Below are 24,324 nucleotides of genomic sequence, written 5' to 3'. Positions count from 1 at the left end.
GCGCTGGCCGACGTGAGCGCCGTCTTCGCACCGGTGAGGGTGGGGTGGCACGAGGGGACCGAGGTGCTGGTCAACCGGCAGGGGCGGCGCCACCGGCCCGGAAAGCCGCAGGGCTCCCCGGGGACGGACCGGCCGACCGGGCTCGCGGTACGGCCGTGGTCCAGCGAAGAGCTCACCCGAGCGACGCACACGCACGAACTGCGACCCGACGGCGGACCCACATCACCCTCGCCCTGGCCACCCGAGGTATCGGCAGCGCGTCCTGCGGTCCCGGGGTGCTCCCCGCCCACCGCCTCACCACCCAACGCAGCCGGTACGGGCTGCTGTTCGCGCGACGCGAGCGTCTCTGACCAGCCCGGGAGGCGTGCTCCCGGCCTCCCGGCGCCGGGTGTCGGGCGCCGGGCCGGCCGGGATACGGTCTGGGGGCACTGTCGATGAGGAGGAGCGGAGCGGTATGGCTGGGTTGCACGAGCGGATAGACACCTCGACGGCTCACTCCGCACGGGTGTACGACTACATCCTGGGCGGCAAGGACCACTATGTGGTGGACGCCGAGGCGGGCGACGCGATGTGCCGGCACTGGCCCGCGCTCCCCGTGCACATGAAGGAGAATCGCCGGTTCATGCACCGGGCCGGCCGCTTCCTCGCGCAGGAGCGGGGGGTTCGTCAGTTCCTCGACATCGGAACCGGCCTGCCCACCGCACCGAATCTGCATGAGGTGGTGCAGGAGGTGGCACCGGAGTCGCGGGTGGTCTACGTCGACAACGACCCCATCGTCCTCGCCCACGCCCGAGCCCTTCTGCAGGGGGCGTCGGAGGGCGCCACCGCTTATGTCGACGCCGACATGCACGAACCCGACGCCATCCTGGACAGCCCGCAGTTCCAGGCGCTGATCGACCTGGACGAGCCGGTCGGCCTGATGATCATCGGGGTTCTCCACTTCATCCTGCCTCCGGACGACCGGCGTCTGGTACAGCGGCTGCTCGACCCGTTGCCGTCGGGCAGCTACCTGGCGATGACCATCGGTACCGGCGACTTCGCTCCGGAGGAGGTCGGCCGGGTAGCGGAGGAGTACACCCGGCAGGGGATGCCGATGGTGCTGCGCGACCTGCGGACGGCTACCTCGTTCTTCGACGGGATGGAACCGGTCGAGCCCGGCGTGACCCAGGTCCACACGTGGCGGCCCGGCCCCGAACAAGACGGTGTGGACGGCCGGGCCATCGCCATGTACGGCGCGGTGGCCCGCAAGGTGTGAGTCCGGGCGACGCCTGTCCGGGGCGTCCCGCGGTCAGTCGTTGACGGACCGGTCGCGTGCGCTCACCGCTTCCGCCCCGGCCTGCACCACGTCGGTGACCGCCGACACGTCATCCGCGAGGCCTGTCCGCTGCGCCATCTCGTCGGCGGCCATACCGGTTCGTTCTCCGGCGGTGGCGAGGGTGAGAGCGGTGTCGGTCAGTGCCGGAGCCAGGTTGTCGGCCTGGGCGGCGGGGGCGGCGGCCAGCAGGAGTGCTCCGGCCGCGGTGAGGGTTCGCCATGCGTTCATGGCCGGTACAACGCGTCCGCCCCTCGCAGGGCACGCACCCGGCCCCTATCCGGCACCCCCCGTCCGTCCCATTCACCCGTGGGGGCGACGGCGGCAAGGGCTCTGCCACCTACTCCTCCGACGCCGCCCGTTGGCCGCCGAACCGGCGAGCCCCGGGGGAGCCGCGGAATTCCGCCCGCATCGCCGTGCGCTCGTCCGATCCGGCGAATTGCGTGTGCGGGGCGATCCGTTCCGCTCGGTAGGACGGTTACCCGTGAGGCGCGCACGCGCCGGAACACACGACGGGCAAGGGTGTGAGGCAGGCGATGACTGACATGGATCGCAGGAGCATTCTGCAGCTGACCTCGGCGGCCGCGATCGGAGGCGGACTGGTCCTGGGGGCGGGCGGGGCCGCCCACGCCGCGCGCGGGGCCGTCCGCCGGCTCGTCCTGACGGGGAGGCGTACGGGCGCGAACATCCCGGACGTACTCACGGCCGGAGTGCCCTACTTCGTTCGGTACGACCTGTCGGACGCCCAAGGCCGCAGCGTGGGGACCGAGAACGCGCACTGCCTGCCCGTCGCCGTGGGACTGGACGGCTCGTTCGTCATGGCGACGCTGGTCCTGAGCCTTGACGACGGCATGATCACGGCCGCCACCGCCTTCCAGCGGCCGCTTCCCGCCGTGACCGAACCACCGGTCGGCGCCCGGCAGTGGTCCCACGTCTTCGCGGTCACCGGAGGCACCGGAACCTACGTGGGCGCCGCGGGTTCGCTCACGATCGAGCATCCGTCGAGGGACGAGGACGTGCTCACCATCGACCTGACCGACCCCTCGCTGTAGGCGGGCCGGGGCGGACCCGGGAGGACCGGGGCGGGCGTCGACGGGAAGGGGACGGAGCTCCGGCCACTCACCGGCTTGCCGCTCCCGCGCGGGCCGGTGAGCCACGGAGTCCGGGCCCCGTGGCGGCTGCGCAGGCCGTCGCGTCCACGAGGTCCACGGCGGAGCCGGGTCGGCTCACGGCCCGCGCCAGACGTTGGCGAAAGCCGCGTTCTCGATGGACCGCCTCTGGCGTACGGCCTCCAGCTCCATCACCGCGTCGTGCACGGCGGCCACCACGGTCGTCACCGCCTCGTCGTCGAGCCCGGCCTCGTCGTCGGAACGACCGTCGTCGATCCCCACGACGGCGGAGAGGGCGACCAGGACGGGTTCCTTCTCCTCCCAGCGGCCGGCTGCCCGGCGGCGGCCGGCCGTGTCGACCGGCTCCACGCGTTCCGAGCCGAAGGACAGCGGTCCACCTCGCTTCCGTGCCAGCTCGCCGTCCTCCTCCAGCGCGGACTGGTACGCGGCGGAGAGGTCCTGGCCCCGGCGCCACAACCAGTCCTCGATCCGCTCGTAAGGCGGTTGCCGGGTGAGCTGTGCCGCGGCCTCTTCGAGGAGCCGATCGTCCGGCGCCGACGGCCCACCCGGCACGATGCGGTCGCCGTCCACGGCGACGTCCCCCGTACCGATGAGGTCGATCAGCTCGGCTCCCGCGAGTGCCAGCGACAGGTCGCCCTGTCCCACGGCCTGCTCCGGCCCCTGGTCCATGGCGATGATGAACAGGTCTTTCGCCGTGGTCATGAACGGCTCCCCTCGGAGACATCGGGAAAGGTGCGTCCTCACCGGCCGGGCGCGTACCGAAGCCGGTCCGGTGGCGAGGCGACTGTCACGGTCAGTATCGCCCCCCAGGCGGCCGAAGCCCCGCCGTAAGGCGGAGTGCCGCTCGAAGAAGCCGCCGGCCGGAAGCGGTGGTCCCTGCCGCGCACCGTCTTCGGACCGCTCCCCACGCCCTGGCCGACGCACTCCGGCGGGAGCACGCGGGGCGCCAGGCGGCTGTGGCTCCGTCAGCCGAGCAGCGGATGTACGGGCGCCGACGTGTCGGGCTCGCCCCGTTGCACCCGCACCAGCCGGTGCTGTTCCGAGGTCAGCCCCAGTTCGGCCACGGGGAGTTTGTCACCGAGCAGCGCGGCCTGCGTGGACTGGGACAGAGACAGCGTCACCCCGGCGGCGGCGAGTTCCGCGAGCGACACCATCCCCTTGACCGGCACCACGGGCGCCGGCGGGGGAGGCGGAGCATCGGGCGGACCGGCGGACGCGGTCTTGACCTGCTCGGGCACCACCCGCACACCCAGCCGTTCCGTGAAGAGTCCCGCCACCTCTCCCAGCCAGCCCGCCGCCACGGCCGGATCGAGACCGGGCCGGACGGCCCCGCTCATGTAGCGGCCCGACTTGTCGTTCACCGTCCACCGCTCCAGCTCCTGACTCCACCGGAATTCTCCGGAGATCCGGCTCATCCCGGTGTCCGACCGTCCTGACTCACCGAAGCGGGCCGCGATGCCCGTGTGCCCCAGCCCGTCCAGGTCGTCCCGCAGCTCGTCCGGCGTCAGGTCCGGGGTCACCCGCCGCATGCCTGCGAGCAGCGCCTCGAACTGTTCGGGCGTGACGATCGCGCTCGGCCGTTCGCTGCCGAGCAGGACCCGCCCCTCCGCGTTCACCGTGTAGATCCAGACCGCGTCCTTGTTGCCGGTGATCAGCAGGGCGGGGTCGACCTCGTCCAGGGGCGTCCACAGCGGGTTCACCCGTACGTCGCCGGCGGCGTCCCGCTCCTCGGGCTCGACGCGTTTCGGAGCCACGCTCTCGCCGAAGACGAGCAGGTCGGTGGGTTCCGCGGTGCTTCCGTCGTAGTGGTCCCTGCCGTTGTAGTGGACCTCGATCACTCGGGACGCGCGGCTGGGTCCGACCCTGCGGGTGTCGGCCAGGCGGCCGTTCCACGCCACCTCGATTCGGGCCTCGAACGCGTGGGCTAGCAGGGGCAGGAAGATCTCGCCGACGTCGGTCATGTAGCGGTCCTCCCAATGGGAGACGGCGTCCAGGACCGCGTAGGTCTCCACGGTGTCCAGCGGGGCCGTACTCGTCGGGTACACGGCGGCCAGCTCCGCGCGCAGGCCCGCCTCCGACCGGTCGGCCAGCACGTCCGCGTCCACGCCGTGGTGCGCGAGCAGCGGAACGAGCCCGGCCCGGTGGAGTCGCGCGATCCGCTGCCCGAACTCCGTCACCGTCGACAGGCGCAGCTGGCCGATGACGGACTGGGGCAGCCGGCCTTCGCTCGTGGTCAGGTAGCTCCGGACGGCCTCGCGCATCGCGCTGACGACAGCGGTCTCCGGGCCGCCCGGCTCGTACCGGGTCGCGGACCTGACCACCGCGCGGCCGCTCAGGTCCCGGCGTACGCCGCTCGCGTCGCCCAGCCAGGCGTACGCGTCGGGGTGGGACTCCGCCAGGCCGGGCAGTCGGCTGCGTACATGAGCGGGGTCGCTGGCGATCAGCGAGAAGAAGAGGCACTCCCCGGTGCCCGGAACCCGCACCGGCCGCCCCCTGGCAGCGGCAGCAGCGCCAGGCGGAAGCGGAGCGGGCGGGGACGGCGGAGCGGGCGGGGACGGCGGGGCGGGCGGGGCCTGCTCCGGCCCCGGCTCATCGGTTCTGTGGCCGTGCTTCGGCTGGTCGAACCGGGGCCCGGAACCCGACACGCCGGAGTCGGCCCCGACCGTCCCTCCCGCCGGATCGACCACGTCGACCGTCGGCCTCGCCGTCTCAGCCGTCTCAGCGGTCTTCGCCGAGGGCGCCTCGGTCTCCGCACCGGACTCGTCCGTCACCTCCACCGCCGCTTCCCGTACCGCGAGCTGGTAGTGGCGGCCGACCAGGCTCAGCACCACACGCGGTCTCGGGCCACCCGTCCGTACGTCCAGCGAACCCGCCAGGTGCCCGGTGGGGTCGGACGGGCCCGGGCCGAAGTCCTGGAAGCGCCCTTCGCCGTCCACGACCGTGATGTCGACGTCGAACGTCCGGGCGGCCAGCACCGGCAGCAGGTCCGCGGCCCCGTGGTCCCAGCCCGCCTCGCCCTCCGTGTTCCCCGGACGCGTCAACTGGGCGACGGCCAGCGCGGCCCGGGCTTCGGGACCCAGGTTCACGGAGTGCGGGACCAGGCCGCCGAGCCCGTCGAACTCGCGGCCGCCGGGGGTGTTCTCCCCGAGCGGCCCGGACCCCCGCAGCCCGGCCCCGGAGGCCTCGGCGTCGCTGAAGGTGTCGGTGACGTCCGGGGCGACGGCGTCGAGCAGGTCCGCGTCCGACGGGTCCATGAGCCTGGCCGCGAGCGCCCGTCGCACGGTGTCCACCGCCGCCCGCCGGTCCGCGAGGTCCACCCCCCGGTCGGTGAGCAGGTCCGGCGCGCTCCTGCTCAGCCCCTCCACCAGGGCGTGCAGGAAGGCGTCCCCGTCCTCCGGCACATCGTGCAGGGCGTACGTGACGTGGTCGGGCGAGGTCAGCCGGGAGCCCTCGCCGGTGCCGGCCCTCGTGTACACCGGCGGCCGGGTGGCGGCAGGCGGCTTGGGCGGCGGGGGAGCGGCGGCGGGCTTCCGGTGGCTGACGGCCGGGGGCTCCGGCCGCCCCGCGAGGCGGGCCCGGCCCTCGGCGGTGGCCGCTTCCTGGTGCCAGCGGGTGAGCTGGTCGGTCGCCGCCCGCACCCGGTGGTACTCCGCCGCCGCGGTCTCCGCCGTCGTCCTCAGGGCGTCGAGCAGGGCGCGCCGGTTGTCGAAGGCGGTGACGGCGGCATCGCGCCGGCGGGTGGCCGCCGCGACGCGGAGCGCCGCGGCGGCCACCGCCTCCTCGGCACGGCCCACGGCGCGGTCGGCCTCCTCCGCAGGCCCGCGCAGGGCGGCCATCCGTGCCTCGGCGGCCCGCAGTCGCGCCTCGGAGGCGGCAAGCGTGCCGCGGACCGCCGCGATCTGCTCACGCATCAGGTCGGCCCAGCCTTCGTGAGCGACTTCGCCGGCCGACTCCACGAGCGCGTCGAGTTCTGTCCGGGCCGCCCCCACTTGCGCCCGCACCTCGTTCCGGCGGGCCGTCGCCGCCGCCAGGGCGTTGCGGGGCCCCTCGGCGGCCCGGCCGGCCGCGGCCAGGCGCCGGCGGTCCGCCTCGGCGGACCTCTCCGCGTCGGCGAGGGTGACCCGTGCGGCGTCCCGCTCCTCCCGCAGGCCGATCGCCGCCCGCCGCTTCTTCCAGTACGCCTTGTCGGCGTCGACCCACGCCTTGCTCGCGCTGCCGACGGCGTCCCACGCGGCGCCCACCCGGGCGGGGAAGTTCGTGTCGTCGATCAGCCCGAGCTCCCTGGCGACGTCGTCCCTGACCCAGGCCAGGGCGTACGCCTGGGAACTCACGGCCTTCGGACCGGGCCGGACGTGGCCGAAGGTGCCGCCGACGAAGCGCCCGACCCGGCTGTCCTTGACGCCCCGTCGTACGTCGGCGACGCTCAGCCAGGAGGTGGGGACCGCGAACAGGAAGACCCGCCCCGTCTTGGGCTTCGTGTTGATGGAGGTCAGCTGGTCCGCCGAGGTGGGCAGCGCGTCGCCTTCGGCGGCGTAGGGACCGGTGCCCGACCCGCCCAGCTGGTGGAGCCCCGTCTTGTCGGAGCTGATCAGGACACCGGCCCCGAGCGCGGAGTCCTGGGCGTTCTCCCGGCCGACGGTCGCCGCGGCGCCGACCCCTGTCCGCCGGAGCATCTCCATCTTCTTGCCGTCGGCGACGGTCAGCAGCCGGGCACGGCTGAAGTCGGGCTTGGCGTACAGGTCGAGCTGAGCCCTTTCGTCGCCGACGATGTTCTTCTCGCTCAGACCCGGGATGCCGTAACCCTGCGGCATCGTCGCCCGGTGGTAGTACGCCGTCAGGGCGGCGTTGCCGGTTCCGTCCTCCAGCGCCTGGGCGGATGCCGTGCCGAGCCGGGTCAGCCCGGTGTCCCGGGCCCGGCGGGGCGCGTCGGGCCCGTCCATGGAGAACCCCGCGTCGTACGAGAGGGCGAGCGCGTAGGTGTTCGCGACCTGGATGTCGGTGAGACCGACGATCCGGCGCACGTCGAAGCCGGTGTCGGGGAAGCGGAACGGTTTCAGGGAACCGTCCCCGTGCAGGGTGTCGGGCCCCAACACATACGGCGAGACGTCCTGCCGGGGCGCGGCGAGCGCCGTCAGGTCCGGGGCGTCCAGCAGGTCCGCGCCCGGATCCGTGTCGGGGGCCATCAGACTCAGGGGGACGTGCTCCCGCAGGGTCCCGGCGGGCCCCTCCTCGGTGAGGACCCGCTTGCCCCGGAACCGGTCGAACCCGGTGCGTACCGTGCCTCGCCCCTCCGGCGGCGGATCGTCCGCCTCCAGTGTGATCCGGAGGGTGTAGGGCGTCGCGATCTCCGCGTACGGTTCCGTCGAGGCCACCCGGAACACGGTCAGGGTGGACTCGGTACGGCTCTGGCCGCTGGATTTCCGGCCGGAGCCGGTCTCCGTGAAGGTGGGGCCCGCGGCCACCGCCGTGGAGTTCTCCGTGTGCACCGCCTCGCCGACGAGGTATCCGAAGTCGGCGCCCTTCGTGGACTCCGCGCTCTCGGTGACCGTCTCGATCGCCCGCCGGTTCTCCTCCATCTCCACGCTGTGATCCAGCATCGTGAACACCGCCTCACCGGGCACGAGTTGGACCCGGATCCGGATCTGCCGCTTGCCGAGGCGGATGCTGTGCCACCCCCACGCCCCGGTGCGGGCGGGAACTGACGCGCCGCCCCCCGTCATCTCCTTGTCCAGGGACCGCATGACCCGTGACGAGACCAGGGTGCGTACCCGCTCCCGGCCCGCGTCGTCGAGACCGAGCGTGGCCACCCGCCGTTCGAACGCGGCGAGCACCGTCGACGGGTCCAGCGCGTTGACGGCGTACGTGCCGAAGTTGTTCTCCCTGAGCCATGGCTGCGGGGACCAGCGGGCCTGGGTGTAGCGCGGCACCTCGCCCATGCCGTCCTCGATCAGCCCCACGAGGTGGGCGCTCTTCTCCGGTACGTGGGCCAGCCAGCCGCCGGGCACGGTCGTCATCCGCCCGGCCGCCGCGGCCAGCCGGTCGGGCACCAGCGGCCTGCCCGCGGCTCCGGAGCCCAGCAGGCTGGACGTCAGCGCCAGCCAGTGCTCGGCGGTGCCCGACACGAGTACCTGATGGCCGAAGCCCTTGCGGTTCATGTCGTGGACGAAGGAGCGGGCCACGGTCCTGCTCGTCTGGTCGGCCGTCGACCACGGGGAGGCGACCAGGCCGTACGTGCCGAGCAGTCCGGGCCCGGTCGCGTGGGAGCGGGCGTAGACGATCTGCCCGCCGGTGAAGAAGGTGCGGGTCCTGGTGAGCTTGCCGGCCGACTGGCCGCTGCCGCCGAGCACCATCTCCGTGTCCATCGGCACCGCTCCGGTCAGCGCCCGGATGCCGTCCACCGCCGTCAGATGCCGGAAGGTCGCCCAGAGAGTGGCGTACGGGCCCTTGCCCATCAGCCCCGAGGCACTCCAGCCCAGCGGTCCGGAACTCTGGTCGAAGTTGGCCGTCAGGTACTGGGCCTGGAAGGCCCGGAGCACCGCCTCGCGGGTGGGCGCGCCCTCCTCGGTGAGCTGCCACGCGCCGCCCGACCCGGAGGTCATGACCTGCCCCAGCGCCGCGACGAGCGCGGGGGAGGGCACGACACCGACGGTCAGGAACGGATGGTTCTGCAACTCCCGGAACATCCGCGAACCCCGGCCGTCCGGTGTCACCGGGCCCGCCTCACCCACCAGGTCGGCGGCGCGCACCAGGCTCCCGGGCCGGGACAGATCGCCCAGCGCCAGCGCCCGTGCCCGGTCGGGCCGCAGCGTGCGCACCGGCTGCGTGGCGACGGCCGTGTAGGGGTTGGCCGCCCCCCGGCCGTGCGGGTCCACGGCGGGGGCGTGCGAGCCCGGGATGCTGATGAGCACCTGCCCGGTCCGGGGGCCCCCACCGACCGTACGGCCGCCGGGCGTCGTCCCGATGAGCAGGTCCAGCGGTTGCCGGAAGACGAACGGCTGGGTCCCCAGCAGACCCAGCGTCGCGGCCCCGCGCAGCAGGCCGCGGAAGCGCCAGTACCCGCCGCGGTCCACGGTCAGCGAGAGGTCGTAGCGGTAGAGGTGCGAAGGCCCGGCGCTCACCGTCATCGGCTCGTACGTGGCCGTCGCGCCGAAGCTGGTCTCGTCGTCCGACTGCCACCCCCAGCGCACACCGGCGCTCGGCCCGCCCGCGTTGTGCGGGGCGCCGATGTCGTCCGCCATCGGGTCGCGGAAGGCGAGCAGCCCCTCGACACCCGCCTCCCCGAGGCGCTTGGCGCTCTTCTGCCCGTCCACCCGCTCCACACCGACCGAGCTGTAGCGCAGCTTGAAGTCGTCCTGCACACCCTCGAAGCGACGGTTGGTCAGCTCTCCGCGCAGCCATATGTACCGGTGCCCCTGCCCGATCCGGCCCGGCTCGACGAAGCGGACCCGGATGCCGGTCGTGGTCAGCGCCTCCAGATTCCCGGCCATGCTCCGGTGCGACAGGGCGGTGAGCACCTCGAGCGTGTTGGCGAGGGCCGTACGGTACTCGTCGTCGTCGCGCCACCGCGGCGGCAGGGCGCGCGCACCGGCGGACGGCCCGGACGGGGCCAGCAGGGCCGCCGTCCGCTCCCGCCACGTCCTGCGCTCCGGCGGCGCCAACTGGTCGAGCCGCGCGACGAGTCCCGGGTACGCCTCCGCGAGCACGGTCAGCACCTCGTCGGCGAAGGAGTCCAGAAGGGTGCGCCGCTGCCCCGCGGGGCCCGGCGGTCCCGTCCTCGTACCGTCGTCGAAGGCGAACTCCTCCACCCGGTGCATGCCCAGGGTGTGCGGCCTGTCCCGGGTCAGGTACGCGGGGGCGAACGGCTCGGGCGCTCCCGTCCGCAGCGCACGCCGCAGCCCGTCGTCCCAGCCGGCCAGCCGCCGCGCCTCCGTACGGGTCATCCGGTCGACGCTCCACGTGTGGAACTGCCGGGGCGGGGTGGCGCTGCCGCTGAGCTGGACGTGGACCGTCTTGCGGACCAGATAGAGGCCGGTGAGGTCGCCCTTGACCTGGCCGGCCGACTTGATCGCCCCCGATCCGCCCAGTCCCGCGGTGCGTGACACGGAGAAGAGACAGCGGAACGCCCCGCCGAACTGGAGCCGGAGATTGAGGGTGCTGTCCGCCAGGTCGAAGAAGTTGAAGGCCGGGCCCGCGACCCCGTCGATGCCGACCGCCGCCGTCTTCTGGAGACTCCGGTCGTTGCGCACGGTCAGGGTGTTGATGTCGCGCATCTCGGCGTCGGCCGTCTCCGTGATCAGCGTCGCCCGGCCCGGCACGACGTCGACGACGAAGACACCCAGGGGCGTGCGGGCCTTGTCGTCGGCGAACAGCGGGACGGTGGTGACGCGGCCCCTCGACAGGGCGGGGCTCTGCCGCTGGAAGCTCAACGAGGAGAAGAAGGAGTTCAGTTCACCGTAGGCGGTGCTGCCCGGTGCCACGCCGATCTCCTGCGCCGCCCAGTCCCGCATCCGGGAGACCGGCCCGAAGCCCTCCGTCCTGACCAGCCGGTAGGACGATTGCCGGTCGAGCTCCATGGAGCGGGGGATGCGCCCGGGGGCGGCCTTGGTGCTCGTCACACTGTCCGGCAGCCGCACGGACAGCCCGTCCCGCACCGCGAACCCGCGGAGGGCGGGCCCGGCGCCGGTCACGGTCCGGCCCTCCGCGTCGGTCACCCGCAGCTCGTAGTACACGTGGTCCAGGTAGACCCGGGAGCCGTCCAGCGAACGCGTCTCCGTCTGGGTCGTCCCCTGCTCGGTCTGTCCGTACCCCACCCGGTCGGTCCGGCCGAGCCGCAGACCGATCCGTCCGAAACCGCTGAACGCCGCCGCCCCCACCGGCCCGACGGGCCCGCCCAGAGCCATCTGGGTCACCGACTGCATGGTCTTGTTCTGTCCGGCCGCCGCGACCGAACGGTGCATCCCGTCCACCTTCACGGGACTGCCGTACGTATCGGTGAACTGCTCCCAGTCGCCGTAGTGGCGCACGGTGACCGCCAGCTTCCGCACACCGCCGTCCCGCGCCGTGTACGGGAAGACACGCCCGTCCCCGGCCAGCGTCTTGGGCTCGTGCGTGAACGCGTACGTGACGTCGTCCATCAGGGCCGACCCGGTCGGCCGGCCCTTCCCCGGCGGCGCGGGCCGCACGGTGTCACCGCCCTCCGCCAGTACCCGGCCGATCTCGGCCAGTGCCTGCCCCGTGCCGCGCAGCACGACGTCGCTGTGTCCGAAGGTCATGCCGCCGGAGACCAGCGAGAGGAGGATGTCGGGCGGCACGTCCCCGACGAGTTCGCCGACGTCGTCGATGTAGGCGGGCATCCGGGTGCCGTTGCCGAAGTCGACCGGCTCCCGGCGCCCGCCGAGCGGGCGGGGCAGGCTCCGGTCCAGGACGGGCGGCCTGGCGCCGGGGAGCACGGGGGCGTACGGCTCGGCACCGAGCGCACGGCCGGCCGTGGCCGGCCGCACGGCGACGGACGCGGTCGCCGTCGCGGGTGCGGGCGCGGTGGCAGGGGCGGTGATCGGGGCCGGGGCGGCGGTGGGTGCCGGTGTCGCGGGGGTCGACCCGGTGGTGGCGGGCCGGACAGCGGGAGGGTCCCCTATGTGTGCCGCGATCAGGTCCAGGTGGCGCCCGCGCAGGCCGCCCTGGGCGAGCCCCTGGGGCGCGGGGCGCCGGTAGTCCCCGAGGAGGCTTCCCTCGATGTCCGGGCGGTGCGGTGCGACCGCGTGCCGGGACTCGTCGCGAAGGCCGAGCATGTGCGAGATCTCGTGGGCGTAGTCGACGGGATCGGCGTCCGCCCACCACGCGGACCGTGTCATCTGCCGGTCGCGGCCGACGAGGTGGACGTCGAGACCGTTGGGGTGCGGATCCCTCTCGACGCGCTCCACGGTCACGTGCAGAAGGTCCCCGTTCGGCAGCCGGTGGCCGGGGGCGTTGAACACCGTCTCGACACCGCTGACGACCTTCTCCCAGACGCCCTCCGGCAGCCGGCCGGAACGGCCGACGCCGACCTGGACGGTCAGATCGGTGACCAGCTCGCCCCCCACATCGAAGCGCCGTACGTCGAACTTCGACCTCACCACGAACTGGGTCGTCCGCCCTGGCCGTTGCGGGTCGGGCGGCGTCGACAGCGGATCGACCCAGGTGTGCGAGCGTGCCTCCGGCACCGCCCCGGCACGCGCCGCCTCCCAGGCGGGCGATCCGAGGGCCCCGCGCCCCGGGGCCCCGGAAGCCTCCGGACTCTCCGTGGCCGCGAGGCCGTCCGGGGCCGCTGCCCCGGACGGCTCCTGCTCTCCCCCGGAGCGCATGTCCGGCGACGGCGGTGTGGATGCGGCCGACGGGGCGGGGGGAGTGCCCGGCCCGGAGACGGGCGAGGTGGTGGCGGGAACGGCCGGGGACGAGGCGGACACGGGGGAGGCCGGGCCCGGCACACCCGTGGCCGACGTGGTGGGAATCGGCGACGCCGGTGTTACGGACAGGGCGGCGGAGGCGGAGTCCGGCGCCACGGCCGGTGCGCTCGGCGGCGCCGCACCAGTGATTGCGGTCTCGGAGCCGGCGGCCCCGGAACGGGTGGTTTCGGAGTAGGCGGCCCCGGAACGGGTGGTTTCGGAGTAGGCGGCCCCGGAACGGGCGGCCCCGGCATCGGTGGCCCCGGAATCGGCGGGGAGTTCCCGCCCCGGCTCATCGGCCGGGCCGGTCCGGTCCACGCCGGGCGCTCTTCGCGCGGGCGGGGGAGAAGGGTCCGCCGAAGCGGTGGGCGAGGCCGACACCGGGACGTGCGGCACGGTGGCCGGAGCCCCGGACGGCTCCCTGCCGAGGGTGGCCTCCGTGTCGTCGACGCTCGTCTCCGTCACCTCGGCCGACCGCTGCGGGGCCCCGGTTGCCGCGCCCGGACCGGCCGTCGGCCGTATCGCCTCCGTAGGTGCCACCGCGTCGTCGCCTACGGACTCCGGAGGGGGCAGAAGCGTCTCGGCGAGCGGCGGCAGCACGGACCGTTGCGAAACGGGCGCGGAGCCCCAGGACGGCACCGACGCACCACTTGCGAGCCGGGCCGTGTCCGACGGACCGCTTCGGACACCGTCCGGCGGCGTCGGGACGGGCGTCGATGCGGGCCCGTCGACCGTCCGCGAGGACGTGGCGAGCGGAGTGGACGTCAGAGGCGTGGACGGCGCGGGCGTCGTGGGCGCGCCGGACGCCGTGGGCGCCACGGACGTCGTGGCGAGCGGGGACGGGGCCGCCGGTGGTGCCTCGGGCGCCGGGGACAGCGACGCGGGCGGCACGGCCGGCAACGGCACGGTCACGGGAGGGGGCGGGGTGCCCGGAGGTGTCGTGGTCAGGTGCAGGCCGCGTCCCATGACCGTGCCGGGGCCGGCCCCGGGCCCCGTGGACGGCGCCGTACGCGCGACCGGCCCGTCGCCGGGGGTACCGCCCGTCCGCGGCGGATCATTGAGCCTGCCGGAAGCCACCGGCGGAGCGGGGAACTTGTCGTTCAGCCAGAGCGCTCCTCGGCCGACCGCCGACTCGGCGTACATGCCGAACACCCCGCTGGTGCCGGACCCCACGAAGGTCTCCCACTTGAACTCCCACGTCCCGTCGAAGAGTCCGGTGACCAGCACCTCCGCGAGCGTCTCGCTGAGTCCCGAGACGACGAAGACCGCCGGGACGTCGTACGCGTCGTTGAGTCCCTTGGACAGAACGGGATTCCGCTTCGGGATGTCGATGTTCAGGTGGTCGAGGTACTGGCCGCCCCCTTTTCCGAACCAGTTCTTGAAATGGTTCGAGAAGTGTCCGAAGACGCTCCCGAAGACACCCCCGAGGGCACCGAAGGCCGCCGCCTTGCCGACATCACCCCAGTCGATGCCCGACGGCCTGCGGCCCGGCGGATTGACCGCGATCTGGGTGAGCTTGACCGCCAGCGTCTGGATCGCCTCGACGAAGGCCTCGCTGAGCGCGGGTGCGAGGTGGGTCATCCGCAGCAGCCGGTCGATGATCATCAGCAGTGCCAGCCTGCTGCGTGCCCGGGCCAGAGCCATCTGGGAGATCGAGGTGCCGCCCGTGAAGAACGCCAAGGCGGCCAGGAAGGCCAGCTCGATCAGGAGCATGACGATCTCGGCGATGATCTCCCACTTCGACTCCTGGATCTTCATCGAGTAGTCGATCTGACCGCGCGCCATGTCGTCCAGCTGATCGACGAACCCCTGGAGCCGGTCGACCCCTCCGTCGCCCGTCAGCAGGGACAGCCCCTGGGTGTACCCACGTGCGACGTCCTCCGGAAGCGCGTGGCCGGCGTTGCGCACGGACTGCTGTATGGCACCGCGCAGTTCGAGGACCCGTTTCGCCAGGTCGAGGTAGAGGTCACGGCTGTTCCAGGCCAGGTTCTCCCTGGCCTGCAACGGCATCTCGCCGAGCAGGACCCAGAGCATCTTCCTGACGTCCTCGGGGAAATCGATCTCCCGCACTCAGTGCTTCCCCTGCCCGCCTTGGACCTGGGAGCCCTCGTGCGTTCTCCTGCCGTGGGCCTCGATCCGTTCGGTGGCGTCGGTGCGGGTGCTCTCGATGTTCTCCAGGTTGGCGAGCGTCGCCGAGACCAGTGCGTCCAGCGCCTCGTACAGTCCCTGGACGACGTCGGCGCAGTACGTGTTGTTCCGCTGGTACCGCGGACGTACCTGGAGAGCGAAGTCGTCCGTCCAGCCGGGCCAGGCCGTGTAGGCGCTCTCCTGGTGCCGGAAGTCCCGCACCATCCGCTTGGCCAGGACGGGCAGGCTCTTCATCTCCTCGACGCTGCGCCGCAGACCGCTCGGGTCCGCCTCGTACACCCCGCTCATCCCCGGACGCCCTGCTCCTGGACAGGCCGCGGACCGGCCGCGGGTGCGTCGGCGGGGGCGGTGAGGCCGATGGCCCGGGCCGGAGCGCGGAAGGGCGTGCGGCACGGTCCGGCCATCGCTGTGACGGTCATGGGGGCCTCTCTCCTGGAGCCGTGTACGCCCGAACAGACGCCGCTGCCCGAGGTGTTGGTCCGACGGATCGTAAGCACGGAGACCCGCCTCCCGGAGCGCTCCGGCGGGCGGGGAGACGGACCCTCCGCCAGCATTCACGGCCGCGCCCCTGACCGTTGTCCGGCCGTTCACCACTCCCGGTCCATGCTTGCGTCGCACCCGTGTATGCCCGCTCCGCGCCTGCGGTTCTGCGTGACGGGACGTCGACCACGAGAGCAGCAGACACTCGACGAGTCGCTCGACGGGGGCCTGACGTGCCGTTCGTCAGCGACGTCGGACGGGCGGAGGGATCACTCCTCGACATCCGCGGCGTGTGGGGGCGGCGACCACGAGCGCGTACTTCTCCGCGGCCCCCGGAGACCGTTCGGCGGCCCGGACGCGCCTCGTGGCGGCCCGGACGCGCCTCGTTCGGCGCCCTGGCCGTCGTCTCGGAGTGCCCCCGGCGCACGCACACCCACGCCCGGGGCCGGTCAGGCGCGGGGCGGGGCCTGGGTGGGTGAGGGGACGGCTGAGGACCGCAGTTGCTCGATCACGTCGTCCAGGTGCGCCGCGGCGGCCCGGGCGGCCGCCGGGGCGTCACCGCTGACCACCGCGTCGATGATGGCCAAGTGCTGCGGCAGGGACTGCGCGGGGCGTCCGGGCCGCAGGGCCAGCCGGAACTGGAAACGCACCATCGGTCCGTTCAGCCGGTCGAGGTGGCGCCGGGCGACCTCTTGGCCACTGGCCTCGATGACCAGTTCGTGCAGCCGCTGGTTGAGGGCCGAATAGGCATCCCACGCGCCGTCGGTGACGGCCCGGCGCATGTCGGCCCCGATGCGTCTCAGCTCCGCCCGCTGTTCCTCGTTCGCCCGTGTCGCCGCCTTCTGGGCGCACAACTGCTCCAGTGCCGAGCGGCACTCCGTGATCTGGATGGCCTCCTCCACGGAGACCGTGCGCACCCGGGCCCCCCGGCGGGGGACGATCTCGAGGATCTCCTCGGCGGCGAGGTCCTGCAGTGCCTCACGGACGGCGCCCCGGGTCGCCCCGTAGGACTCGGCGAGGTCGTTCTCGACGAGCCGTTGCCCAGGGACCAGGTCACCGGAGCGCAGAGCGTACCTGATGGCGTCCGCCACGTACTGGCGGCCGGCGGCACCCGTGAGCCTGTCCGTCACTCGGTCGACCTCTTCCGTCGTCTCATCGGCGGTTCTCCTGCAGGGAGAACCCTAGTGTGCGGACGAGACGTGCCCGCACCCGAGTCCCCCTAGGTCGACAATTTTATCGAACATCTTGTCAACAATCTCGTTGATGATTTAGCTTCCTCTGCATACCCCGATCACGAAGGAGTCGGCCATGCCCGCCGTAGCGGCCCCCTGGGCCCCAGAGGTCACCAGTCGCGGCTCCCAGACCGCGATTCCGTGCCTGTTCATGCGGGGCGGTACATCACGGGGGCCGTTCTTCGACGCACGTCGGCTGCCCGACGACCCCGGCCTCCGGAATGCCGTCCTGCTGGCGGTGATGGGCTCACCGGACCCGCGGCAGATCGACGGCATCGGCGGCGCGCACCCCCTCACCAGCAAGATCGGTCTCGTGCGCCCGGCCACGGACGCCGCCAACGACCTGGAGTGGACCTTCGCCCAGGTGCAGCCCGGCGGCAAGGACGTCGACACGTCGTCCAACTGCGGCAACATGCTCGCCGCCGTACTGCCGTTCGCCGTCGAGACCGGCATGGTCACACCCACCGGGGACCGCACCACCGCCCGCGTGCTCACCCGCAACACCGGCATGGTCGCCGAGATCACCGTGGACACCCCGGCGGCCCCGTCGGGGGAGCGGTACGTCTCCTACGAGGGCCCGGTCAGCATCGACGGAGTCCCCGGCGGTGCCGCTCCGATCGAGATCGCGTTCCTGGACACCGCCGGCTCCGTCGCCGGTTCCCTCCTGCCCACCGGGCGGGTGCGGGACACCGTCGAGGTGCCCGGGACGGGTTCCGTCGACGTCACCCTGATCGACAACGGCCAGCCTCTGGCGATCGTCGCCGCCGAGCGCCTGGGAGCCACCGGCTACGAGACACCGGAGGAGATCGACGCGGACGAGGACCTCCGGGCCAGGGTGGAGGCACTGCGCCTGGTGTGCGGCGAGGCCATGGGCCTGGGAGACGTGACGGAGCGGAACTACCCGAAGATGACGTTGGTGGCGCCGCCGCGCGACGGCGGCATCCTCTCCACCCGCAGCCTCATCCCCCGGGTGTGCCACCAGTCCATCGGCGTGCTGGCCGCCGTCACCGCCGCCACCGCCTCCGTACTCGAAGGCACCGTCGCCCACGACGTGGCCGCCGCCGTGTCCGGCACGGAGCCCACCGTCCGCGTCGAGCACCCGTCCGGCGCGCTCGACGTGATCCTGGGCCGCGACCCCGATGACCCCCGCCGGGTCACACGCTCCGCGCTGCTGCGCACCGCCCGCCTGCTCATGGCCGGCGACGTGCTCGTTCCCCGTTCCGTCTGGGACCCGGCTCCCACCGCTCAGGAGAAGTCCTCGTGATCATCGACATCCACGGCCACTACACCACGGCCCCCGCACCGCTCGGGCAGTGGCGTGACGCCCAGGCCGCCGCGCTCACCGACCCGGTGCAGGCTCCGGACCCGGCCGGTCCGGTCATCAGCGACGACCAGATCCGCGAGTCCGTCGAGACCAACCAGCTACGGCTGATGGACGAACGGGGTATAGACGTCACCGTCTTCTCCCCCCGCGCCTCGTTCATGGCACACCACATAGGCGATTTCGCGACCTCCTCGGCCTGGGCGCGCATCTGCAACGACCTCTGCCACCGCGTCTCCGAGCTGTATCCCGACCGTTTCGTCCCGGGGGCGATGCTGCCGCAGTCGCCCGGGGTGGACCCGGCCACCGTGGTCCCGGAGATCGAGCGGACCGTACGGGACCTGGGAGCGGTCACCGTCAACCTCAACCCGGATCCCAGCGGTGGCCACTGGACCGCGCCCCCTCTGACCGACCGCTCCTGGTACCCGGTGTGGGAGAAGCTCGTCGAACTGGACGTGCCCGCCATGGTGCACGTCTCCAGCAGCTGCAACCCGGCCTTCCACACCACCGGGGCGCACTACCTCAACGCCGACACCACCGCGTTCATGCAGCTGCTGGCCGGGGACCTGTTCGCCGACTTCCCCGGTCTGCGCCTGGTCGTGCCGCACGGCGGCGGCGCCGTGCCGTACCACTGGGGCCGCTTCCGGGGCCTGGCCCAGGCACTCGGCAAGCCGGAACCGGAGGAGTCGCTCCTGCGCAACGTCTACTTCGACACCTGTGTCTACCACCAGCCGGGCATCGACCTGCTGCTGGACGTGATCCCCGTGGACAACGTCCTCTTCGCCTCGGAGATGATCGGCGCCGTCCGTGGCGTCGACCCGCGCACGGGCCACCACTTCGACGACACCCGCCGCTACATCGAGAAGGCGGGACTGTCCCCCGAGGACCTGGTCGCCGTCGAGGAGGGCAACGCCCGTCGGGTCTACCCCGCGCTGGACGCCCGCCTGACCGCCCGAGGCCGCTGAACCCCCCCCACCCCGTGAGCGGGGGACGGACGGGCGCCGCCCGCGCCGGTCCCCGTCCCCTCAGAGAAGGAGCCGCACCATGCACCACCTCGGAGTCGTCCACCGGAACATCGAACGCGCCGACCGGTCGGTGGTCGAGGCGCTGTCCGGGTTCGGGGTCGCCACCGTGCACGAGGCCATGGGCCGGCTCGGCCTGATGCGCCCCTACATCCGCCCCGTCTACGAGGGGGCGAGGCTCTGCGGTACGGCCGTCACCGTCCTCCTCCAGCCCGGCGACAACTGGATGCTGCACGTGGCGGCCGAGCAGGTGCGCGAGGGCGATGTCGTCGTCGCGGGCTGCACCACCCAGAGCGAGGACGGCTTCTTCGGGGAACTGCTCGCCACCTCGCTGCGCGCCCGCGGGGCCGAGGGCCTGGTCATCGACGGCGGTTGCCGCGACATCGACGACCTGCGCCGGATGGACTTCCCCGTCTTCTCCCGCGCGGTCAACGCCAAGGGCACCGTCAAGGCCACCCTCGGCTCGGTCAACGTCCCCGTCGTCGTCGCCAACGCACTGGTCACCCCCGGCGATGTGATCGTCGCGGATGCCGACGGTGTCGTGGTCGTCCCCGCCGCACGGGCCGCCGAGGTCGCCGAGGCGGCCGCGAAGCGCGAGGCCGCGGAAGAGGGCAAGCGTGAGCGTTTCCGGTCCGGCGAGCTGGGACTCGACCTGTACGCCATGCGCGGCCCCCTGGCCGAGCTCGGCCTGACCTACGTCGACTGACGCCCCGAGGAGAACCCGCCATGACTGATTTCACCGTCACCCCCGGCTGGCTCGACCGGCACCCCGATCCCAGCGAACCCGTCTTCGCCCTGCCGCCGGGTGCCGTCGACGCCCACTGCCACGTCTTCGGTCCCGCCGCCGAGTTCCCCTTCGCTCCCGAGCGCAAGTACACGCCCGCCGACGCTTCCAAGGACGACCTGTTCGCCCTGCGGGACCACCTCGGGATCGCGCGCAACGTCATCGTGCAGGCCACCTGCCACGGCGCCGACAACAGCGCCCTGGTGGACGCGCTGCTCACGGCCGGCGACCGGGCCCGTGGTGTGGCCACCGTGCGCCCCGACGTCAGCGACGAGGAACTGCGGCGCCTGCACGACGCCGGTGTGCGCGGCGTGCGCTTCAACTTCGTCAGGCGCCTGGCCGACGCGGCGCCCACCGAGGTGCTGGCCGCCGTCGCCCGCCGCGTCGCGCCTCTGGGCTGGCACGTCGTCCTCTACTTCGAGGCGGCGGACCTGCCCGACCTGGAGACCTTCTTCGCCTCCCTTCCGGTGCCGCTCGTCATCGACCACATGGGGCGCCCCGACGTCACCCGGAGCCCGGACGGGCCCGAGTTCGCTCGCTTCCTGCGCTTCGTGGAGGCCAACGACGTCCTTGTGAAGGTCTCCTGCCCCGAGCGTCTGACCGTGACCGGACCGCGCGCCCTGGACGGCGAGCGGCACGCCTACCGGGACGTGGTGCCCTTCGCCCGGAAGGTCGTCGACGAGTTCACCGACCGCGCCCTGTGGGGCACCGACTGGCCCCACCCGAACCTCAAGGACCACATGCCCGACGACGGGCTGCTCGTCGACCACATCCCCCACGTGGCGACCACGTCGGCCCGGCAGCAGGCCCTGCTGGTCGACAACCCCATGCGTCTGTACTGGCCGGAAGAGGCCCGCTGACGTCACCTGGGCCCGGCAACGGAGCCGGGCCCCCCATTTCCAGGAGCGTGCCGTGCAGCACATCCGCACCACCAACGCGGCGAACCGGCTCGACCGTTTGCCGATCTCGAGGTTCCACAAGACCACTCTCCTCGCGGTGGCGTTCGCCTATTTCTTCGAGTTCGCGGACATCAACACCTTCGCCATCACGGCACCGGTGGTACGCGAGCAGTGGGGTACCGACGTCAACCACATCGCCTATGTGACCTCGACGTCCTTCGTGGGCATGTTCATCGGCGCCGTCGTGGCCGGCGGGCTGGCCGACCGGCTGGGACGCAAGCGCACCCTGACCGGGACCACCCTGTGGTTCACCCTGTGGTCGTTCGCGTGCGTCTTCGCCTGGGACATCTGGTCACTCGGCGTCTTCCGCGTCCTGAGCTCGGCCGGTCTGTCCGCGATGACCGTCGTCGCCGTCGTCTACATCAGCGAGCTCTTCCCCAGCGCCAAGCGCGGCAAGTTCCAGGCGTACGCCATCGTCGTCGGCATCTGCGGCACCCCCGTCACCAACCTCATCGCCTCCGCGGTGGTGCCGCTTTCCGACTGGTCCTGGCGCCTGGTCTACCTGTGGGGCGCGCTCGGCGTGTTCTTCCTGCTCCTCGTGCGCAAGCTGGAGGAGTCCCCGCAGTGGCTCGAGTCCCGCGGCCGCCACGAGGAGGCGGAGGCCACCCTCGCACGCATCGAGGCGAGCGCGACGGCGGAGCACGGCCCCCTTCCCGAGGCGAGGGCGCCCGAGCCGCAGGGCCCGGTCGTCAGGCCGGGGCTGAGGATGCTCAAGGACAGGAAGTTCCTCTACCCGACGCTCCTGCTGTCGGTCCTGTGGGTCACCCAGACGATCGGCTTCTTCGGCTACTCCAGCTGGGCGCCCACGCTGCTGGCCGCCGAGGGCGTCAGCGTGGAGGACTCGATCTTCTACGTCGCCCTGACGACGGTCGGCGCGCCGCTCGGCTCCTTCCTCGCGGCCATGGTCACCGACCGGTTCGAACGCAAGTGGACCCTGGCGGTCTTCGGCCTGGTCATCGCCGCGTCCGGACTGATGTACGGGCTGACGTTCACCCCGGTGCTCATCGTCGTCTTCGGGTTCCTGGTGAACCTCTTCGAACGGGGCTACACCGCCCTGGCGTACGCGTACGCCCCCGAGCTGTACAACACCAGCGGCCGCTCGCTGGGCACCAGCATCGCCTACGGCCTGGGGCGTCTGTCGAACGCGGCGGGTCCGCTGATGATCGCCGGCATCTACAACGGCGTCGGCTACGAGGCGGTCTTCATGTTCATCGCCGGTACGTGGACCGTCGGCGCCCTCGTGCTGGCCGTCTTCGGCCCGGCGACGCGGCGCCAGAGGCTGGCCGCCGAGGCCGCGGCCCAGCCGCAGCCGCGCTCCGTCACCACGACGTCCTGACGGGAACCGAGGAGCACACCGGCCCACGCCCCACCTGAGGGGTGCGGGCCGGTGTCTCTTCTCATGGGGCGTCAGGGATCAGTCACTCATGTCGTGACGGTCAGGAATGCCGAGCCCGTGCGCTGGAGGGCCGAGTTCACCGCCGTTGCGCACGGCGATGCCGTCGTACTGGGTGGCCGTGTCCGTCGGGCTCTTGGGATCCCAGGTGAGTCACCGTCCGCGTGTCCGCGTCGTAGGTGTGGCTCAGCACGGTCGGGGCGGGCGCCGGTTCGGCCGTCGCCCGCGCAGCCGCGGGGGCGGCGGAATGCGCGGACGGCGCCGCCAGTGCGGGCACCGCCGCCGACCCGGCCGCCAGGGCCGGCCCCGCACTCACCACTCCCGCACGGCCCGGCCAACGCATCGAGCGCCTCAGGTCGTTCCTCCCATGATCGGACTGCGTACGAGATCACGTGGTGACAAGGCCGAACGAACCCCGGACGGACGGCAGACGGCCAGTCCTTCTCCGGGGCCGTCCCGTGTTCCCGCCGCAGCCCGTCGGGGAAGTGCCGACGGGCTGCGGCGGGCACCCTGAAGAGCGCTCAGCGTCGGCCGGCGGGGCGCGGTGTGAAGGGCAGGGGCGGAGTCAGGACGGGTTCGAGCAGCTGGGTGAGCTGCCGGCGCTGTGCCGCGTCGAGTCGGCCTGTCGCCGGAGCCAGAGCGTCCTTGACCTCCTCGTAGAGCCGTCCGGTGAGCTCGCGCCCCGCGTCCGTGATGAGGACGTCGACGACCCGCTTGTCGTCCGGGTTGGCGGCACGCGCCAGGAGCCCTCGCCGTTCGGCGCGGTCGATGAGGCCGGAGAGGGTCGACTTGTCCAGCCCGAGGAAGGCCGCCAGGTCGCTCATGCGGGGGCGCCGGTCCCGGAGGATGCCGAGGACCCGCAGCTGGGTGAGGGACAGGTCGTGCTCGGCACCGATGCGGGTGAGCACGCCCATGATCTGGAACGCGCTGCGGACGAGTCCGTCGATCAGGGCGTCCGTGGAGTCGTCGGAGGAGTCGTAGGAGTCGTCGGTGGGCATGGAGGCACCCTACTTGACATTGTTTGTAATCCCAATGACTCTGGATGTGCTTGGTAATGCAAACGAAACCCCTGGGGAGTCCCTCATGCGTGCTGCGGTCATCACCTCGTTCGACGCTCCGCCGGCCTACGGCGAGCACCCCGATCCGGTCGCCACCGGCGAGCACGACATGGTCGTGGAGGTCCTCGCCGCGGGCCTGCACCACCTCACCCGGGCGAAGGCGAACGGCACGCACTACTCCGCCACCGGCGACTTCCCGCTCGTGCCGGGCGTCGACGGCGTCGTACGCGACGGTGCGGGACGCCTCCGCTACGCGGTCCTGGACGACACGAATCTCGGCACGTTCGCGGAGCGGACCGTGATCGACGCCCGCCGCAGCGTGCTCCTGTCGGACGACATCGACCCGGTCCGCGTCGCCGCCGCGATGAATCCGGCCATGGCCTCCTGGGTGGCGTTGCGCCGGCGCATCGCCTTCCGCGAGGGCCAGAGTGTGCTCGTCCTCGGCGCCACCGGCAGCGCCGGAGGTATGGCGGTCCAGATCGCCAAGCGGTTCGGCGCCGCGCAGGTCGTCGCCGCAGGCCGCGACACCACCCGCTTCAAGGCCATCGAGGCTCTCGGAGCGGACCGGACGATCACTTTCGACGAGGCCGGGGTCGCGGCCGACGTCGATGTCGTCCTCGACTTCCTGTGGGGCGAACCTGCCGCCGGTGCCATGCTCCCGATGCTCACCGCCCGCGCCGACCGCTCCGCCCCGCTGACCTGGATCCAGATCGGGTCCATGGCCGGCGCGACCGCCCCTGTTCCCTCGGCGGCGCTGCGCGCGGCGCGACTGCAGATCCTGGGCAGCGGCATCGGCTCGGTCACCCCTCGCGACTTCATCGCCGAACTGCCCGAGCTGGCCGACGCGGTCACCGAGGGCGCCCTCGACGTCCACGCCCGGGCCGTGCCTATGGCGGAGATCGCGCAGGCGTGGACCGAGCGGACCAGGGAACGCCTCGTCTTCGTCCCGTAGTGCCTGCTGCCCCGCCCCCGAAGCGGGCGCCGGAAGCCCCCACCCCGACATGCGGAATCCCCGGCCGCCCGCCGCCCGAGAGCCGTGGCAGGCGGCCGGCCGGAGCCAGGGA

15 protein-coding genes are annotated in these 24,324 nt (G+C 72.7%); 8 read left to right on the top strand and 7 right to left on the bottom strand.

The genetic code is table 11. The features are described from left to right. Positions 1-454 precede the first annotated feature (454 nt). On the top strand, positions 455-1,255 hold the full coding sequence (locus SACTE_RS00690) for an SAM-dependent methyltransferase (RefSeq protein WP_014044095.1): 801 nt from the start codon (positions 455-457) through the stop codon (positions 1,253-1,255). A 33-nt stretch (positions 1,256-1,288) separates the two neighbouring features. Here the strand turns inward: SACTE_RS00690 and SACTE_RS00685 are convergent, their stop codons facing one another. Continuing rightward, a complete protein-coding gene (locus SACTE_RS00685; protein ID WP_014044094.1) occupies positions 1,289-1,543 on the bottom strand; it encodes a hypothetical protein in 255 nt (84 codons plus the stop codon). A 305-nt stretch (positions 1,544-1,848) separates the two neighbouring features. On the opposite strand from SACTE_RS00685, the gene SACTE_RS00680 reads away from it, so the two are divergent. Next, positions 1,849-2,364, top strand: a complete 516-nt coding sequence (locus tag SACTE_RS00680) for a hypothetical protein (protein ID WP_014044093.1) — start codon at positions 1,849-1,851, stop codon at positions 2,362-2,364. A gap of 174 nt (positions 2,365-2,538) precedes the next feature. On the opposite strand, the gene SACTE_RS00675 is transcribed toward SACTE_RS00680, so the two are convergent. The 5 genes from SACTE_RS00675 to SACTE_RS00660 form a co-directional block, all read right to left on the bottom strand. Then, positions 2,539-3,144, bottom strand: coding sequence for a GPP34 family phosphoprotein (locus SACTE_RS00675; protein ID WP_014044092.1), 606 nt, complete (start codon positions 3,142-3,144; stop codon positions 2,539-2,541). Between the two features lie 263 nt (positions 3,145-3,407). Further along, positions 3,408-14,933: a hypothetical protein gene (locus tag SACTE_RS00670; RefSeq protein ID WP_014044091.1), complete on the bottom strand. Its 11,526-nt coding sequence runs from the start codon at positions 14,931-14,933 to the stop codon at positions 3,408-3,410. Continuing rightward, positions 14,934-15,299: a hypothetical protein gene (locus tag SACTE_RS00665; RefSeq protein WP_014044090.1), complete on the bottom strand. Its 366-nt coding sequence runs from the start codon at positions 15,297-15,299 to the stop codon at positions 14,934-14,936. After that, positions 15,296-15,430, bottom strand: a complete 135-nt coding sequence (locus SACTE_RS35350; protein ID WP_014044089.1) for a hypothetical protein — start codon at positions 15,428-15,430, stop codon at positions 15,296-15,298. The genes SACTE_RS00665 and SACTE_RS35350 overlap by 4 nt, the downstream gene beginning before the upstream one ends. Before the next feature lie 510 nt (positions 15,431-15,940). Next, positions 15,941-16,621, bottom strand: coding sequence for a GntR family transcriptional regulator (locus SACTE_RS00660; RefSeq protein WP_014044088.1), 681 nt, complete (start codon positions 16,619-16,621; stop codon positions 15,941-15,943). A gap of 178 nt (positions 16,622-16,799) precedes the next feature. Between SACTE_RS00660 and SACTE_RS00655 the strand changes: the two genes are divergently transcribed. From SACTE_RS00655 to SACTE_RS00635, 5 genes are all read left to right on the top strand, one after another. After that, a complete protein-coding gene (locus tag SACTE_RS00655; protein WP_014044087.1) occupies positions 16,800-17,987 on the top strand; it encodes a 4-oxalomesaconate tautomerase in 1,188 nt (395 codons plus the stop codon). Beyond that, on the top strand, positions 17,984-19,009 hold the full coding sequence (locus SACTE_RS00650) for an amidohydrolase family protein (RefSeq protein ID WP_014044086.1): 1,026 nt from the start codon (positions 17,984-17,986) through the stop codon (positions 19,007-19,009). The genes SACTE_RS00655 and SACTE_RS00650 overlap by 4 nt, the downstream gene beginning before the upstream one ends. Positions 19,010-19,088: 79 nt before the next feature. Next, positions 19,089-19,772, top strand: coding sequence for a 4-carboxy-4-hydroxy-2-oxoadipate aldolase/oxaloacetate decarboxylase (gene ligK / locus SACTE_RS00645; RefSeq protein WP_014044085.1), 684 nt, complete (start codon positions 19,089-19,091; stop codon positions 19,770-19,772). A 20-nt stretch (positions 19,773-19,792) separates the two neighbouring features. Further along, positions 19,793-20,710 carry an amidohydrolase family protein gene (locus SACTE_RS00640; RefSeq protein ID WP_014044084.1) on the top strand — a complete coding sequence of 306 codons (918 nt, stop codon included), beginning with the start codon at positions 19,793-19,795 and terminating at the stop codon, positions 20,708-20,710. A 52-nt stretch (positions 20,711-20,762) separates the two neighbouring features. Then, a complete protein-coding gene (locus SACTE_RS00635; protein ID WP_014044083.1) occupies positions 20,763-22,145 on the top strand; it encodes an MFS transporter in 1,383 nt (460 codons plus the stop codon). Between the two features lie 578 nt (positions 22,146-22,723). Here SACTE_RS00635 and SACTE_RS00625 read toward each other — a convergent pair. After that, positions 22,724-23,200, bottom strand: coding sequence for a MarR family transcriptional regulator (locus tag SACTE_RS00625; RefSeq protein ID WP_014044082.1), 477 nt, complete (start codon positions 23,198-23,200; stop codon positions 22,724-22,726). An 85-nt stretch (positions 23,201-23,285) separates the two neighbouring features. Here SACTE_RS00625 and SACTE_RS00620 point away from each other — a divergent pair, with 85 nt between their 5' ends. Beyond that, positions 23,286-24,212, top strand: a complete 927-nt coding sequence (locus SACTE_RS00620) for a zinc-binding alcohol dehydrogenase family protein (RefSeq protein WP_014044081.1) — start codon at positions 23,286-23,288, stop codon at positions 24,210-24,212. The last annotated feature ends 112 nt before the right edge of the window (positions 24,213-24,324 follow it).

Source organism: Streptomyces sp. SirexAA-E (assembly GCF_000177195.2).
GTDB lineage: Bacteria > Actinomycetota > Actinomycetes > Streptomycetales > Streptomycetaceae > Streptomyces > Streptomyces flavovirens.
This window is presented reverse-complemented; position numbering and strand designations above follow the sequence as displayed.